Raw genomic sequence first — 15,689 nt, 5'->3', positions numbered from 1 at the left:
GCTATCCCGCCACAGAAAGGCATATAATGTGTGATGGCTTACCACGGTCCATGTCTTCGGACCCACGTTCCGAATCCCAGGCGGCTCGCCCGGTCGATCGCGACGAGGTCGACGCCGAGGTGGAGGTGTACGAGGACGACGGGAACGTGGTGCTTTTCGACGCCGCGAACCCCCTCGCGTGGGTCGAGGCGAGCCGAACGGTCCGGCTCGCCGACGCGATCTGACGACGGTCGGTCTTTCGCCCCGTCCCGCTTCAGTCCGTCTCGCTTCGCTCCGCAGCCGCGGCTCGCGGTGCTCGCGGATCGAAGACGGGACGGAACCCCTTTGCCTCGTCCCCGCGTACGTCCGGGCGTGTTCAGCCTCGACGAGGACGACGAGGGCGAGGTCTCCTTCGGCGAGAGCTCCGACGCCGAGCGGGAGATGACGCCCGAGATTCCGACGGCGCCCTCGGTGAAGACGTTCGACAACGGCGGCGACTTCGAGGGCGCGAGCGACGTCGACTCGGGGACCCTTCGCGCGTTCGTCGTCGCCGTCATCTACGCCAACGCCGCCGTGCTCCTCGTCGCGCTCGGCCCGATGCTGTGGTTCTTCGAGGGGCGGTCGCGGCTCGGCCCGGCCCTGTTCGTCGCCGGGCTCCTCGCGGGCGTGCGGACCTACCAGACGTATCGGTCGTGGGAGCGGTCGAAGGACGCGGCGGAGTCGAACTCGGGAGGCGACGAGGTCGACGACGAGTCGGACCCCGACGACGTAGACGTGGACAACGACGGTGTGCGCGACGACGCGGACAACGACGACCCCGACGCGGACGCCTCGCCCCCGGAAGCGTAATGCCCGCGCGACCGCTCTCTCCGACCATGCAGACGGTTCGTGACGCGGCCGGCGAGACGTACCTCCTCGTGAAACGCTCCGCCGAGTCGAGCCGGGTGCGGGACCCGACCACCGGCGAGGAGCGGTACGTCGACAACGACGAGCTCCGCGTCGTCGACGGCGAGTCGCCGCTCGCGACCGCCGCGTCCGGCGTTCCGGAACCGGTTCGTCGGCTGCTCCGGGCCGTCCACGACGACGAGTCGCTCGGCCTCCTCGCGGTGGTCGTCGACGAGGGACCGATCGCGGCGATCGACCTCCTCGATTCGGCCGACATGTGCGAGTCCGATCTCCACGGCGCGATCACGGAGTTCCGCGCCGCCGGCCTGATCGACGAGGTCGACGTGGCCGGGCGGCGCGGCTACGAGGCGACGCCGGTCGCAGTCGAAGCGATGGGGCTGTTGCGGGGCGGGTCGGGCGACGAGTGACCCGTTTATAAGCGCGATCCGAGGCCGTTCGCGGCCGTCGCGTCTGTCCTCGATCGGCCGCGTGTGTGCCTCGCGCCTCCCCAGCCTCGTCGGTCGGCGCTTAAAAGCGCCGACCGACTCCCTCGCGGACTCCTCGCGCCCGATTATAAGCGGGCGCTCGGAGGCGCGCCGACGTGGACTGTCGGATTCGATTTATACACCGTGACGGCGAAGCGGTCGCCCCCTCAGTCGTCGGCGAGTTCGGCGGCGTCGAGCGCGGCGGCGTCCTCCCGCCGCACCGTCGACCGGTTCGAGCGCGGGTCCTTCTCCACGGTCACCAGCTCGTCGGCCGCGCCCACGAGCTCGTCGTCGTGGCTCACGATGAGGATCTGCCGCACGCCGAATCCGCGCATCTCCTCGACGAGCCGGACGAGCCGGGAGACGTGGCCCGAGTCGAGGAAGACGGTCGGCTCGTCGAGGATGAGCGGCGGGGTCGGCGCCGCGCCCTCGATCCCCTCCGAGAGCAGCCGGTAGATCGCACAGCGCAGCGAGAGGTTGAACAGCGCGCGCTCGCCGCCGGAGAGCTGCTCGGGGTCGAGCGGCTCCCCGTCCTTCTGGTAGACCGTGAGGACGTACTCGCCGTCGAGCTCGATGTGCGAGTAGGCGTCGTTGCCGTAGACGAGCTCGAACGTCTCGTTGAGGGTGCGTTCCAACTCCGAGACGTTGCGCTGGCGGAGCTCCGCCCGGAGGTCGCCGTACATCGCCTCCAGCTCGCTCGTCTCCTCGTGGAGGTCCTCGAGCGCCGCGACGGTGTCGGCCAGCTCGTCGCGCTCGTCGCGGAGGTTCTCCAACTCCCGAATTTCCCCCTTCACTCCGCCGATCGCGTTCTCTAGTTCCGTCCGGCGCTCAGCGAGGCTGTCGAGCTCACCCTCGACCTTCTCGAGGTACTCCTCGGCCCGCTCCTTCTTCCCCCTCGCCTCCTCGACCGCGTCCTCGTCGACCGCGTCGGCGAGTTCGTCGCGGCGCTCGCGCTTGTCGGCGAGCCGGTCGCGCCGCTCGTCGTTCACCTCTTTCAGGTTCTCCCGCTTCTCGCGGCGCCGTTCGATCTCGTCTTCCGCGTCCGCGACCGCCGACAGGCGCTCTTCGATCGCGGCCACCGCCTCCCGCGCGTCGTCGACCGCCGCGAGCGCCGCTTCGAGCTCCTCGATGCGCGCCGCGGCCTCCTCGGCCTCCTCGCGCTTCTGGGCGGCGACCTCTCGGGTCTCCTCGGCCTCCTCGCGGAGGTCGTCGGCGCGCTCGCGCTTCTCCGCGGCCGCCTCCCGCTTCCGTTCCGCCTCGGCGCGCCTCTCTTCGACCCGCTCTTCGAGCATCTCCGTCGTCTCGTCGATCTCGTCGAGGCGGTCCGCCGCGCTCGCGAGCTCGTCCAGCTCCGCGATCCGGTCGTCGAGGTCGCTCTCGCGCTCGCGGGCCGCCTCGAGCTCCGCCTCCAGCTCGGCGACGCGCTCGCGGTCCTCGTCGATCCCGCTCGCGTGCGGCGAGTCCTCGACCGGCTGGCCGCACTCCGGACACTTCCCCGCCGCGAGCAGCTCCTCGGCCTCCTCGACGCGCTCCCGGGCGTTCTTCAGCTCCGCGGACAGCTCCGCGATCCGCTCGCGGACCTCGCCGCGCCGCTCGTGGAGCCGATCGCGCTCGTCAGAGACCTCATCGCGGTCGACGTCGACGTCCGCGGTCTCGAACCGCTCGTGAAGCTCACCGGCCTCCTCTCGGAGTTCCTCGATCGAAGACTCGCGCTCGTCGGCCTCGTCCGCCGCCGCCTCCGCCTCGTCGGCGAGATCGTCGGCCTCGGCCTCGACCTCCGCCGCGCGCTCGGTGCGGTCGTCGGCCTTTCCGGCGAGGTTCGTCGCCTGGTTGCGAAACGCCTCGGCGCTCACCCGCTCGTCGCCGAGCTCCCCGCGGATCTCGGTCTCGCGGTCGTCGAGCTCGGCCCGCCGGGCCGCGATGGCCTCGTCGCTCGCGGCGTCGAGCCCGGCGTCGTCGAGCCGGTCGTCGATCTCGCCCTCGATCTCATCGATCCGCTCGCGGGCCTCTTGGATCGCCTCCCGGTGTTCGTCGCGCTCGCGCTCGGTCGTCCGGATCGCCGCCTCGATCTCGTCGATCTCCGCCTCGACCGACTCCAGCTTCTCCCGCTTCTCCGCGTGGGTCGACAGCGTCTCGGCGGCGGCCTCGCGGGTCTCCTTCGCCTGCTCCCGCTGGCTCTCGTAGCGGTCGATCTCGTCGGTGACCTCCGAGAGGTCGCTTTCGAGCCCGTTGAGCCGATCGTGGAGGTCCTTCTCCTCTTTCTCCGCGATCTGGTCGTCGAGCTGGTCGAGCCGCCCGCGGCGGTTCTCCAACACGTCCTCGACGCCGAGCCGGGCGTCGCCGGCGCGCTCGCGGTACTCCTCTAACTTCCCGAGCTGGAGCAGGTCGTCGATCGTGTCCTGACGCTCGCGCGGCGTGGCGTTGATCAGCTTGTTCACCTCGCCCTGCCGGACGTACGCGCAGTTGACGAACGCCTCGGCGTCCATCCGGAGGAGCTCGGTGACGAACTCCCGCACCGCGCGGGCGCCGTCGCGGGTCACGCCGCTGCCGTCCGTCGCTTCGAGGGTACACTGGTGGTCGATCCGCCCGTCGTACTCCTTGAGCCGTCGTTCGACGTGGTAGGAGACGCCGTCGTGGGTGAACCACAGATCGACCTCGGTTTCCTCCTCGCCGTTCGTGATCACGTCTTCGAGGGTGCCGTCGAGCGCCTTCGCCCCGTAGAGCGCGAAGAAGCAGGCCTCCAGAAGCGAGGACTTCCCGCTGCCGTTGAGGCCGTGGATGACCGTGACGCCCTCGGTCAGTCGGAGGTCAGCGTCGCCGTACGGCTTGAAGTTCGTAAGCCGGACGCGATCGAAGTTCACAGGTAGTCCTCCATGGAGACCTGTCCGTCGGTATCGGCGGTGCCGTCGGTCGTTTCGTCGTCAGCGCTGTCGGCGTCGTCCGTCGCTTCGTCGTCAGCCGCTTCCTCGCCGGCGTCGCCGTCGGCTTCGACTCCATCGACCTCGGACTCGCTCTGGTTGTTCCCCTCTGCGGCCTCGCCCCCGTCGAACGCTCCGAGGTCGTCGATGTCGTCGACCCGCTCCTCGATCCGCCGTTTCACGGTCTCCCTGACGTTCGTGTCGGGGATCGTGTCGGCCCGAACCGCCTCTTCGACGTCGAGCGCGGCCGCCGACAGCCCCATCTCCTCGACGCGCTCCCGGACGGCGTCCTCGGGGTCGGCGAAGCTCACGTCGACCTCGGCGTCCGTCTCCACCTCGCGCCGGTCGGTCACGCGGGCGATCAGCGCCCCCTCGTCGGTCGCGAACTCCTCGATCGCGGCCGGCGTGACCGGATCGCCCTCGCCGGCTACGTCGACGAGGACGACCGCGTCCTCGAGGTCGTGCTGGCGGATCTTCTCGCGCACGCGCGCCGCGCCCTCCCCCTCGCGGAGGTCGGCCTCCACGAAGACGAACGGGCGGGTGTCGAGCGCGCGCCGCCGGATCTCCACGCGGTCGTCGCCCCCGGCGGCGTCGGCGTCGAACGTGACGAGGTTGTACCCGCGCCCCTCGCGCTCGCTCGCGCTCGCGCGCTCGGTCGAGCCGGGATACGTGACCCACGTGCCGTCGACCTGTGCGGAGTCGGGCGTGTGGTTGTCACCGAGGAGCATCGCGTCGAACGCCACGTCGCTCTCCGCGAGCACTTCCTCCGTGTCCCAGTCCGCGTAGCCGAACGGCTCGAAGAGGCCGTGTGCGACGAGGGCGGCGTACTCCGCGTCGTGGTCCGCGAACGCGTAGTCGAGGTCGTCGCGGCGGGAGACGGGGACGTGATCGAGCCCGTAGAAGGCGGTGTCGCCGACGACGGTGGGTTCATCGCCGAGCCGCGTCGCGAGTCCGAGCCGCTCGAACAGGTCGAGCCACTGGCCCCCTCGGGTCGACTCGTGATTCCCGACCACGGCGAGGAGGGGGATCCCGGCGTCGTCGAGCCGGCGGAGGACCGTGATCGTCCCCATCAGGTCGGCGAGCTCCGGCCGCCGGTCGTGGAAGAGGTCGCCGGCGTGGACCACCGCGTCGACCTCCCCTTCGATCGCGTCGTCGATCACCGCCGCGAACGCGTCGAGGAAGTCCTGTCGTCGGACCGGCGAGTGGTACTGCGCGTACCCCACGTGGGTGTCGCCGGTGTGGATCACCCGTGTCATCTGCCCGGGTCTTGGCCGGTATCCGGTTTAGGGGTTCCGGGGGCGGGGCGGAAGTGGTCCGGCGGTTGCCGGGAGCTCCCGTCGCCGGCTCGGTCGTTGTCGCCGCCGCAGCTGTCGCCGCCGGCGGCCGCCTCGCGAAACCGCCGGAACGCCGCGCGCGCTCGGCGCCCGCGTTCCGCGGCGGCCTCGTCGCCCGCGCGCTCGGCGGCGGCGATCGCCTCGTCCAACCGGTCGAGCCCGTCGGCGTCGACGAACCCCGCGGCCCGTCGGAGGTCGGACCGCGCGTCGTCGGCCTCGTCGATCACGGCGACGGAGGGCCGGGTCGCGGTGTCGGTGCGCGTCGCCAGCGCGGAGAGCGCCCGTTTGACGTCGGTGGTCGAGACCATGGGGCCGAGTGGGTCGGCATCGCTCATAAGGGACGGCTCGCGAGAGGGGGTGCGGAAACGGAGAGGTGGGGGAATGGCGAGAAGGGGAGGCGGAGACCGGAACGGGGACGAGAGGGCGCGGTCGATCCCGGATCGGCCCTTACACCGAGAGGGTGTACAGCCGCTTCCGGGCGTCGGCGAAGGAGAACCGGGAGTCGACGACGTCCTCCTCTTCCAGCCGCGAGAGCGCGTACCTGACGGTCCGAGGCGGAAGCAGGGTCTCCTCGGCGAGCTCGCTCTGCGTGAGCGTGTCGTTGTAGTCGAGGACCTTCGCGACGAGCTTCGCGCTCGGCGGCAGGTCCCGGACGGCGCTCCAGCGGTCTGCGGCGTTCTCCTCGGTGACGACGGCGTCGGTGGCGCTCATGTGTACCTCTTCCTTTTTCATGCTGGTAAATAATATTTACTATCGTATTTTATTACCATCGGGTATATATTGATCAGGCGCACCCCGGTATCTCTCCCCCACCCGAAACCTCTTACCCGCGAGACGCCTTATTACGCACAATGACAGACACCGTCGACGACGTCGAGCTACCCTACGACGAGGGGTCGGCGTCGAGACAGGAGAAGATCGAGTCCCTCCAAGAGGAGCTCGACGTGCTCGAGTCGCAAAACGAGGAGATGCGCGACAAGCTCCTCGACGCGAACGCGGAGAACAACAAGTACCAGCAGAAGCTCGAACGGCTCACCCACGAGAACAAGAAGCTGAAGCAGTCCCCGCTGTTCGTGGCGACGGTCCAGGAGATCACGCCCGACGGCGCCGTCATCAAGCAGCACGGGAACAACCAGGAGGCGCTCACCGAGGTCACCGCCGAGATGCGCGAGAAGCTCGACCCGGACGACCGGGTCGCGGTGAACAACTCGCTGTCCGTCGTCAAGAAGCTGGAGAAGGAGACGGACGTGCGCGCCCGCGTGATGCAGGTCGAGCACTCCCCCGACGTCACGTACGCCGACATCGGCGGGCTCGAAGACCAGATGCAGGAGGTCCGCGAGACCGTCGAGATGCCCCTCGAACACCCCGACATGTTCGAGGACGTGGGCATCCAGCCGCCGAGCGGCGTCCTGCTGTACGGGCCGCCCGGGACCGGGAAGACGATGCTCGCGAAGGCGGTCGCCAACGAGACGGACGCGACCTTCATCAAGATGGCCGGCTCCGAGCTCGTCCACAAGTTCATCGGCGAGGGCGCGAAGCTGGTCCGTGACCTGTTCGAGGTCGCCCGCGAGAACCAGCCCGCCGTCCTCTTCATCGACGAGATCGACGCGATCGCCTCGAAGCGGACGGACTCGAAGACCTCGGGCGACGCCGAGGTCCAGCGGACGATGATGCAGCTGCTCTCCGAGATGGACGGGTTCGACGAGCGCGGCGAGGTCCGTATCATCGCTGCGACCAACCGCTTCGACATGCTCGACCCCGCCATCCTCCGGCCGGGCCGCTTCGACCGCCTCATCGAGGTGCCGAAGCCGAACACCGAGGGCCGCGAGATCATCTTCCAGATCCACACCCGGAAGATGAACCTCGCGAGCGACATCGACTTCACCGAGCTCGCCGAGATGACGCCGGACGCGTCCGGCGCCGACATCAAGGCCATCTGCACGGAGGCCGGGATGTTCGCGATCCGCGACGACCGCACCGAGGTCACGCTCGACGACTTCCTCGGGGCTCACGAGAAGCTCCAGAAGGACGACGAGACCGGCGCCGACGACTCGCTCGCGTTCGCCTGACGCGGCTCGTCGCCGTCGATCTCCGATTTCTCGCCGGTCGTTCGAACTCGTCGCTCGCGCCGGTCGCTACAGTCCTCGCAGCACTAGGTACGGCACGACGAAGAGCAGCGCGAAGATCAGGCCGGTCGCGATCGCGTACCCGACGCCGACGCCGGCGAGCGCGCGCCAGCCGTCGTCCGCGGGCAGGCTCCGTAGCGAGATGTCGGGACTCATACCCGTGACTTCGCCGCCGCCGACTTAAGTCTCGGTGGCGAGCCGCCCCGCCGCGTCCTCTCGCCTGTCGGTCGCCCCCGGCTCACACGTCGCCGGCGAGCGCGCGAAACAGGTCGTCGGCGAGCCGATCGCGGTCCACGCTCTCCGGCTCCTCGTCCTCGGTCGGGTCGATCGCCGGGGCGATCGTCCCGCCGCCCATCCGCGAGTGGCCGCCGCCGTTGCCGTTTTCGCGGTCGGACAGGACGGCGTCGATCGCGTTGCCCATGTGGACGCGGTCGTCCCGCGACCGCCCCGAGAGGTGGACCGTCTCGTCGCGCTCCCCGATCACCACGACGGCGCTGACGCCCTCCAGCTGGATCAGCTCGTCGGCCGCCTGCGGGATCGCGTCGACGTTGTTCACGCCGCCCACGTCGGCGACCGCGAACGACCCCTCGATCCGACGGCCGGCGATGGCCCGCGCCTTCACCTCCAGCACCTCGGCGTCGACCGCCGGATTGGCGATCCGGTCGAGGCGGTCCTGGTCGACGCCGGGGTACACGTACGCCGCGGCCGCGAAGTCCGGCTCGCTCGCGCCGACCGTGAGGTGTTTGGTGTCGGTGAGGATGCCGTACAGGAGCCCGGTCGCCGTGTTGGTGGGAAGCGTGAGGTCGCTGTCCGTCTCGCTCGCGTGTTTGTCCGGCGGGACCGGGATCGCCTTGTTCTGCTCGAAATACTCGGCGACCACCGAGGCCGTCGCGCCGTAGTCGGTCCGTACGTCGGTGAACGCCTTCCCGGCACCGTCGCCGGGGTGGTGATCGACGACGGCGAGGGGAAGCACGCCGTCGGCGCCGGCGAACCCCCGCGGTTCGTTGTGATCGACCAGCACGACCGACTCGGCGGCCAGATCGCTCACGTGCTCGATCGGCTCCAGGTCCAAGTCGAGCACCGTGCGGAACGCTCGATTCTCCTGATGGCGGATCTGTCCGGGGTACTGGACCGCCGCGTCGACGTCGAGCTGCTCCGCGAGCGACGCGACGCCGAGCGCCGCCGACATCGCGTCGGGGTCCGGGTTCGGATGCATCAACACCGCGATCTCGTCGTGGTCGGCCAACAGCCGGCGGAACCTGACGCCGGGCGTCCTGCGGGCCCGAAACACTACGTACGCGCCGACGACCGCGACGAGCGCGCCGACCGCGAACACGACGACGAGTTCCGGGCTCTCCCGGGCCAGCACCTCCGCCTGCGAGAGCCGGTCGTCGACCGCGCTCGGAGACCACATACGTGCCGGTCGACTCGCTCCCGGTACATCAAGGTTCGTTACCGTTTCGACCCGCCGGCAACGACGCGGTGGCCGCGGCCAGTGCGGTCGGTCGGGGGCCAGGGCGACCGGTCGGAGCGGTCGGGGCGATCAGTCGGCCGGGTTACCGCTTCGCCGCCCGGAACGCCCGCACCGCGTCGCGGTACCCCTCGCGAAAGGTCGGGTAGGCGAACTCGTAGCCGAGCGCCCGCAGGCGGTCGTTCGAGCAGCGCTTGCTGGTCCGGATCCGTCGTTCGGCCGCCGCGGAGAGGCCGCCGGCCGCGATCCGGTCGGCCTTCGACCGCTTTTCCGGCCGCGGCACGCCGCACGCCTCGGCCAGCCAGTCGGCGAACGCGTGTTTGTCGGCCGGCTCGTCGTCAACGACGAGGACGGCGTCGCCGCGAGCGCGGTCGGCTTCGAGGAGGTACCTGACCGCTCCGGCGGCGTCGTCGCGGTGGACCATGTTGAGGTAGCCGGCCGTGACCGGCCCGTCGAGGTAGCGTTCGAGCCGGTACCGGTCCGGCCCGTACAGCCCCGCGAAGCGCGCGACCGTCCCGTCGATCCCGAACTCGGCCGCCGTCTCCAGCGCGGTCCGCTCCGCCTCGGCGAGGACGCGGGTCTTCTCGGTCGTGGGCTCGATCGGCGTCTCCTCGTCGACCCACGCGCCGTCGTGGTCGCCGTACACGCCCGTCGAGGAGGTGTAGACGAGCCTGTCCGGGGTCGTCGCTCGCGACCCGTACGCCTCGATCACGTTTCGGAGGCCGTCGACGTACACCTCGCGGGCGGCCGCGGCGCCGCGCCCGCCGGAGCTGGCCGCGAACACGATCGCGTCCGCGTCCGGGAGCGCGTCGAGCGACGCCGGGTCGGTCGCGTCCGCGCGGACGGCGTCTACCTCGCCCTCCGCGTTTGCGTCGCCGTCTCTCCCGCCGCTCGCTACCTCCTCCCCGACCGACTCGATCGCCTCTAGTCCGGCGTCCGACCGCCGGACCCCCGTCACGGCGTGGCCGCGCTCGGCGAGCTGCCGAGCAAGTTCGAGGCCGACGTAGCCGCACCCGACGACGACGACCCTCATGGCTTCCGGCGTTCGATGACCGCCATAATCTCCGCGAGCTGGCCGAGCGTCATCGGGGCGCGCCCCTCCAGGGCCTGCTGGACCTCCTGTCCCGTGAGGTCCGCGTCGATCGCGGCGGCGATCGCGTCGACGTCGAGCACCGCCGTCGCCATCCCCATCAGCAGGTGGTCGCGGACTTCGGCGACGACCGCGTCGGCGTCCCGGTCGGTCGGCGCGGCGACGATCGCGGCCCCGTCTTCGAGTCGAATCCCGGCTGCGTCGCCGTCGGCGGCGGCGTCGAGCGCCTCGCTGTCGACCATCGTCTTCTCGGCGATCCGGTCGCGCCCGACCTCCGCGATCGCCTCGTTCACCAGCGTCTCGAACGACGCCAAAAGCGCCGCCGCGGTCACCTCGTCCGGCTCGCTCTCGGTTCCCGTCGCACCGTCGACGACGATCTCGTGAAACATGGTCGCCCTCGGTCGCCGCGTCTCAAAACGGCTGCGGTCGGGTCACGGGTCCGCACACGCTCTATCGCCGTCTCCGTCCGAGGACTCGCCCATCGCGCCGGGACACGGCCACCCCCCGGACCGCTCGTCGCGGGTCCCGTCCACGTCGCCCACACCGGGCGGGCCGGCCGGAACCGCGACGGCGATCACCGTCTCGGTCTCGAACGCGACCGGTTCGGTCTTGCCCAGCCGCACCGTCTCGCCGCCGACGTCGACGGTCACGTCGCCCTCGCTCCGGACGTACTCGAAGCGCTCGCCGGGCGCGCCGACGTCGGCGTGCAGCGCGAACCGCGGGTACTCCCCGCGGACCTGCACGCGCCACGCGTTCACCGTCGTCACCCAGTACCCGGGCACGGGCGCGACCGGGAGCCCCGCACCCACGGTTCGGGCGGGCTTCAGCGACCACTTCTCGCCCAATTCCTCCGCCGCCTTCTCGCTCGCCTTTTCGGCGGCCGCGTCGCCGGCCCGCGCCGCTCGGTTCTCGATCTCCTTCTCCAGCCGGTCTCTGAGTACCACTCGCGCGCCGCTCGTCGTCCCCTCGACGAATCGGGTGGGGACCCGAACCGCGTCTCTCCCGGCCGCGGTCCGAGTCGTGACTCGGAGGTTCGCGGCGAGCGCCTCCTCGGACGCCCGCGACAGCGATCCGACGCTGGCGGCCTCGGCGGCGACTCGCTCGGGATAGGATCCGTTCCCGACGGCGACCGCACGCTCGCCCGGGGAGCCGTAGCTCGCAGCGGCCTCGTCGAGCGCCCTGCGTCGCTCGTCGCGCGACAGCGAGGTTCGGACGCGAAGCGTCGATCGGAGCTCTCCGTCCACCTCGTCCAGCGACTCGTCTATCTGTCGGGCGAGCGCGTCCCGGTCCGCCCGCAGCTCGGGGTCGTCGCCGGTCGCCAGCGCCTCGTTCGCCAACAGGAGCGACCGCCCGGCGGTCCCGACCCGCACCGTGTCCTCGGTGCCGAGGATCCGATCGACGACGCCGCTCGACACCTCGCCGTACGGGACGGTGACGTAGTTCACGTTGCGGGCCGCGAGCGGCCGGGTCGTCGTCCCGTCCAGGCCGTCGACGGCCCCTCCGTCGACGGTCGTGCGCGGGAGGTATCCGGGGGAGCCGTTCGGCGCGAACGTCACCGCTCCGCCGGGGCCCTCGTCGCCGACCGAATACGTCCCGGGATCGCGGGCGGCCTCGCGGCTGGCGAGCGCGTCGCCCACGTCGGGCCCGTCGAACGCGCCGTTCACGCGGTCGAGGAACCCGTCCGTCGCGCGTTCGCGGTCGTCCGCAGCACTCTCGAGCTCGTCGACCACGGCGTCGAGGTACGCGACGCGGGCGGCTGTGCCGGCCCGGTCGGCGGCGCCGTCGTACGTTCCCGGCGCGTCGACGAGCTCCGCGCGTCGATCGCGGAGCGTATCCGCGAGGTCGGCGTACGGCTCCGCCTCGCCGATCGCCGCGTCCCCCATCGACGCCTCGGTCTCGATGTCGCGCACGTCGCTCGCGAGCGCGGCCACGTCGGCCGCGACGGCGTCTCGGTCAGCTGACGAGCGGGAGCCGACGACGGCCGTCGACTCGCGGACCTCCCCGCCGTCGACCGCCTCCTCGGCGATCCTGTCGACGCCGCCGTCGGTGTCGACACCCAGATCGTCGCGGGCGGCCGGCGGCGTATCGCGGAGATCCGGACCGTCGGTCGCGTCGCCCGATCCGAACGTCGCGGCGGCCCGGTCGGGCGCCCCGTCGGTCGGCGCGTGCTCTCCCGACACCGACACCTGCACTCGGTAGCGATCGGTCACGGCGTCGCGCGTGGTCACTCGGTGGACCCGCTCGTCCACGACGCTTCCGTTCGGCCCGCGCTCGACGAACACCCGCTCCCACTCCGCGACGGCGACGCGCTCCACGGTCGCCTCGCGGGTCGCCACGCCGAACGAGACGCGCTCGCCGGGGTCGACCGTTCCCGCGGGAACGCCCTCGGGCACGCCGCTCCCGGAGACGACCGGCGACCGCTCCGTCCGCGTCAGGTCGACGCGTTCCCAGTCACCGGTCGTCGTGAATTCCGAGGGAGAGGGCGTCGGCGGCGTCGGCCGCCCGCCGTCGACAACACGCGTCGTCGACGTCTCGACGCTCGCTTCGACTCGATACGCATCCTCGATGATCGCGTCAAGATCGTCGTAAACGTGCGTCGCTCCCTCGTCGGCCGCGCGACCGACCGGGACCGGAGTGCGCTCGTCCGTCCGGTCCTCCCCCAGCTCGAACGCGCCGTCCTCGCTCGGCCGATCGGTCGGACCGTCGCCCTCTCCGGGCGTCGGCGCGTCGAGCACGGCCTCACTCCACGACCCCTCGTCGACGCCGGTCGGTTTGAGCAGGTCGGTGGCCCCGGTTCGTGCCGTCGCGCGCGCCACTCCCCCGCGCGCGTTCGGGTCGCTCGCGCCGAACACGTCGCGTTGCGTCCGGACGATCCCCGCGTTCGTCGACAGCTCCACGTGGCGGTTCGCGAGGACGTTCTCGACCGGCGCGCCGGCGTACTGGGCGTACCCGCGAGCCCACGTCATGGGGTAGAGGCTCGCGGTGAGCTGGCGACCCAGCCCCGGTCCCTCGACCGGACCGCGGCCGAGCCGCTCCTCGAACCGTTCCGTCCGGTCGTGCGCCGCGAACGTCGGCACGGCCACCACGACGGTCCGGTCATCCGTTCGTTCGACGACCGTGCGCCCGTTCCGCGTCGCCGTCGTCTCTACTCCCTCGAACGTCACGCGCGTCGCCGTTCCGTTCGCGGCGGGTTCGACGCGGACCCGGTCGCGCGCCGCCGCCAGCTCGCTCGGATCGTCGACCGCCGGCAGCGACGCCGTCGCCCTCGCGCCGCCCACCTCGGCGTCGACGGCCGACAGCGCCTCGGAGCCGGCGAGCGCGAGCCGGATACGGAACGCGTCCTCGAAGGCGGAACCGCTCCTGACGGCGGTCGCTCCCCGCTCGCTTCCCGAGTCGGCGGCCGTCTCGGACGGCGCCCGCGTCACCGGCTCCGCGGCTGCGTCGTGCGCGGCCTGCCGCGCCGCGGTCCTGAGCGCGGCGGTCGAATCGGCGTCGACGCGCTCGACGGCGCGCTCCACGCTCCGGTCCTCGCCGACGAGCCCCTGATCCGCGAGTCCCGCAGCGTACGTCGAACTCGTCACGAGGAGGAGCACGCCGATCAGCGCGAACGGGACTCGCGCGCGCTCGTCGACGGTGAAGGACCGACACCGCGATCCGCAGTCGGACGTCCGGTCGTTCGCCGACCCATTTCGCACGCTCACCACCTCCTGATCACGATCCTAACCCGACCGATCGAGTCCCCGTCGTTCGGTACCGGATGCGTGATCACGGCGACCGTGACGTCGGCGTCCCGCGGCGGCTCTCTCCCGACCGCGATCGGCTCCGGAGGTTCGGAGCCGGTCACCGGTCCCTCCGCTTCGGAGCTCCCGTCACCGTCTTCCTTCCGATCGATACGCCACGGAACGCCCGTCCCGGCCGCTCCGGTCGGGTCTCGATCGATTCCGTCCGAACCGAAGTCCCATCCACCGGGCCCGGCCGGCAGCGCGGACTCGTTCGAATTCCGGCGCGGCGCTCCAGTCGCGGCGTCCGACGGGGATTCCTCCGCTCCCCCGACGCTCTCGTTCGCGTCCCGCCTCGGTTCCTGCATCTCCACCTCAACGTCGATCCGCGTCCGTGGTCCGGTCCCACGCTCGACGGCCGACAGGGATTCTGATTCGAACGATCCTCTCGCTGCGGGTTCCTCACCGTCTCCTCCGCCTCCGGCCACCACCGCCGCCAGCAGCTCGGCACGCGTCGCGTGAACCGTCCGGGTCCCGTTCGGCGCCTCGTTCGACGCGTACGTCACCGTCACCGTCTCCGTCGCGATCAGATCGGCGACCTCGCTGGCTTCCGGCCCCGCAGTCCCGCGGTCGCCCTCGGCCGCGCCGAGCGCGACGACGCTCGCGGAGACGCAGAGGAGCAGCACCGTCACGTCGAGCACGGTACTCGTCATCGGAACACCACTGCTCGAAGCGTTCCGCGGACGTTCCGCCCCGGTCCGATCTTAACCGTTACCGGTCGCTCGGCGACCGCAATCCCGTCCGTGTTCCGAGCGATCTCCGCCGCCGGGGCCTCGTCGCCGGACTGGACCGTCCACGTCTCGCCGTCGGCCTCGATCGCGACGGTCGCGGCGTATCGGAACTCACCGACGCCACGCAACCGTTCCGGCTTCACGACGCCGCCGGTCGTCACCGCCGGCTCGATCCGATCGAGCGTGGCTTCGGCGGTCGGCCGCTCCCGCTCCGGCGCCGCGTCGTCGAGCGCGACGGCGTACAGTCCGAGCGCCGTGCCGACGACGAGCACGGCGACCAGCGCGGCGATCGGCTCGACCGCGGCGCGACCCTCGGTCCGTTCCCAGCGGAGGAACCCCTCACCCGACGAGCGTGACATGTGTCCCTCCGTAGTGAACGCGTCTCACCGTCAGCCGATCCGGCGCCGGACGCCACTCGTGGTCCCTCGCCCGGGCGCGCTCGGCGGCCGCCGCGAACGCCTCGGGATCGTCGAACGCGGCGTCCGGTGGAACCCCGCCGAGTACGCGGTGGAGCCCGTCGGCCTCGGTGGTTCCGTGTCGGCCCGCCGGGACGGGAGTTATCCGCGGCGCGCGGAGCGCTGCCCGCGCGGTTCCGCCGCCGCCTTCCAGCGCGACGGCGCGCTCGGTGAGGCGGATTCGGTCCGCGGCGAGTCCGTGCTCCGCCGTCGCGGGATGCTCGCCGTCGGCGACCGAGTCGATCGTGTGCGCGACGCCGCTCGCGTCCGGCGGCGGGGAGGCCGGGAGCGCGGCGGCGACGCCGACGGTCGCGACGCTCACCAGCGCCAGGCCAAGCCACGCGTACGTGGCGTCGAGGTGGGTCTCGAACACGGGGCGGCTGGCCGCGGCTTCGTACTTAAAGGATCGCTCCGGGAGCCGTTCGGAGGGTCACCC

16 protein-coding genes are annotated in these 15,689 nt (G+C 71.4%); 4 read left to right on the top strand and 12 right to left on the bottom strand.

All coding sequences use genetic code 11. The annotated features are described in order from the left end of the window. The first annotated feature begins 50 nt into the window (after positions 1–50). The 3 genes from EDM04_RS18425 to EDM04_RS04170 all read left to right on the top strand — a co-directional run bounded on the left by EDM04_RS18425 (position 51) and on the right by EDM04_RS04170 (position 1,292). Positions 51–224: a hypothetical protein gene (locus EDM04_RS18425; RefSeq protein WP_164471080.1), complete on the top strand. Its 174-nt coding sequence runs from the start codon at positions 51–53 to the stop codon at positions 222–224. A gap of 127 nt (positions 225–351) precedes the next feature. Next, positions 352–828, top strand: coding sequence for a hypothetical protein (locus EDM04_RS04175; RefSeq protein ID WP_123619899.1), 477 nt, complete (start codon positions 352–354; stop codon positions 826–828). A 26-nt stretch (positions 829–854) separates the two neighbouring features. Further along, the gene (locus EDM04_RS04170) at positions 855–1,292 is read left to right on the top strand and encodes a hypothetical protein (RefSeq protein ID WP_123619898.1); all 438 of its coding nucleotides are present in this window, start codon (positions 855–857) and stop codon (positions 1,290–1,292) included. Between the two features lie 224 nt (positions 1,293–1,516). Here EDM04_RS04170 and rad50 read toward each other — a convergent pair whose 3' ends face one another. From rad50 to EDM04_RS04150, 4 genes are all read right to left on the bottom strand, one after another. Further along, a complete protein-coding gene (gene rad50 / locus EDM04_RS04165; protein ID WP_123619897.1) occupies positions 1,517–4,210 on the bottom strand; it encodes a DNA double-strand break repair ATPase Rad50 in 2,694 nt (897 codons plus the stop codon). Continuing rightward, positions 4,207–5,523, bottom strand: a complete 1,317-nt coding sequence (gene mre11 / locus EDM04_RS04160; protein WP_123619896.1) for a DNA double-strand break repair protein Mre11 — start codon at positions 5,521–5,523, stop codon at positions 4,207–4,209. Before mre11 ends, rad50 begins: the two co-directional genes overlap by 4 nt. Further along, positions 5,520–5,909, bottom strand: coding sequence for a hypothetical protein (locus tag EDM04_RS04155; RefSeq protein ID WP_123619895.1), 390 nt, complete (start codon positions 5,907–5,909; stop codon positions 5,520–5,522). The genes mre11 and EDM04_RS04155 overlap by 4 nt, the downstream gene beginning before the upstream one ends. A 139-nt stretch (positions 5,910–6,048) precedes the next feature. Then, entirely contained in the window at positions 6,049–6,312 is a 264-nt protein-coding gene (locus EDM04_RS04150) for a helix-turn-helix domain-containing protein (protein ID WP_123619894.1), read from the bottom strand. Positions 6,313–6,452: 140 nt separating this feature from the next. On the opposite strand from EDM04_RS04150, the gene EDM04_RS04145 reads away from it, so the two are divergent. Then, positions 6,453–7,670: a proteasome-activating nucleotidase gene (locus EDM04_RS04145; RefSeq protein WP_123619893.1), complete on the top strand. Its 1,218-nt coding sequence runs from the start codon at positions 6,453–6,455 to the stop codon at positions 7,668–7,670. Between the two features lie 66 nt (positions 7,671–7,736). Here the strand turns inward: EDM04_RS04145 and EDM04_RS18420 are convergent, their stop codons facing one another. The 8 genes from EDM04_RS18420 to EDM04_RS04110 all read right to left on the bottom strand — a co-directional run bounded on the left by EDM04_RS18420 (position 7,737) and on the right by EDM04_RS04110 (position 15,626). Continuing rightward, entirely contained in the window at positions 7,737–7,883 is a 147-nt protein-coding gene (locus EDM04_RS18420) for a hypothetical protein (protein ID WP_164471079.1), read from the bottom strand. Between the two features lie 82 nt (positions 7,884–7,965). After that, complete coding sequence (locus EDM04_RS04140) at positions 7,966–9,141, bottom strand: bifunctional oligoribonuclease/PAP phosphatase NrnA (protein ID WP_123619892.1); 1,176 nt, start codon at positions 9,139–9,141, stop codon at positions 7,966–7,968. Positions 9,142–9,283: 142 nt separating this feature from the next. Further along, positions 9,284–10,231, bottom strand: a complete 948-nt coding sequence (locus tag EDM04_RS04135; protein ID WP_123619891.1) for an NAD-dependent epimerase/dehydratase family protein — start codon at positions 10,229–10,231, stop codon at positions 9,284–9,286. Then, positions 10,228–10,677 (bottom strand): DUF5791 family protein, encoded by a 450-nt coding sequence (locus tag EDM04_RS04130; protein ID WP_123619890.1) that lies wholly within the window; start codon positions 10,675–10,677, stop codon positions 10,228–10,230. Before EDM04_RS04130 ends, EDM04_RS04135 begins: the two co-directional genes overlap by 4 nt. 42 nt (positions 10,678–10,719) lie before the next feature. Further along, on the bottom strand, positions 10,720–13,992 hold the full coding sequence (locus tag EDM04_RS04125) for a hypothetical protein (RefSeq protein ID WP_206424420.1): 3,273 nt from the start codon (positions 13,990–13,992) through the stop codon (positions 10,720–10,722). Beyond that, positions 13,986–14,720 (bottom strand): hypothetical protein, encoded by a 735-nt coding sequence (locus EDM04_RS04120; RefSeq protein WP_123619889.1) that lies wholly within the window; start codon positions 14,718–14,720, stop codon positions 13,986–13,988. The genes EDM04_RS04125 and EDM04_RS04120 overlap by 7 nt, the downstream gene beginning before the upstream one ends. Beyond that, positions 14,717–15,157: a hypothetical protein gene (locus EDM04_RS04115; RefSeq protein ID WP_123619888.1), complete on the bottom strand. Its 441-nt coding sequence runs from the start codon at positions 15,155–15,157 to the stop codon at positions 14,717–14,719. The genes EDM04_RS04120 and EDM04_RS04115 overlap by 4 nt, the downstream gene beginning before the upstream one ends. Next, positions 15,138–15,626: a hypothetical protein gene (locus EDM04_RS04110; protein ID WP_123619887.1), complete on the bottom strand. Its 489-nt coding sequence runs from the start codon at positions 15,624–15,626 to the stop codon at positions 15,138–15,140. The genes EDM04_RS04115 and EDM04_RS04110 overlap by 20 nt, the downstream gene beginning before the upstream one ends. Between the last annotated feature and the right edge of the window lie 63 nt (positions 15,627–15,689).

It is taken from the genome of Halorubrum sp. CSM-61 (genome assembly GCF_003781945.1).
GTDB lineage: Archaea > Halobacteriota > Halobacteria > Halobacteriales > Haloferacaceae > Halorubrum.
The sequence above is the reverse complement of the archived record's forward strand: the minus strand, read 5'-3'. Positions and strand labels throughout refer to the sequence as shown.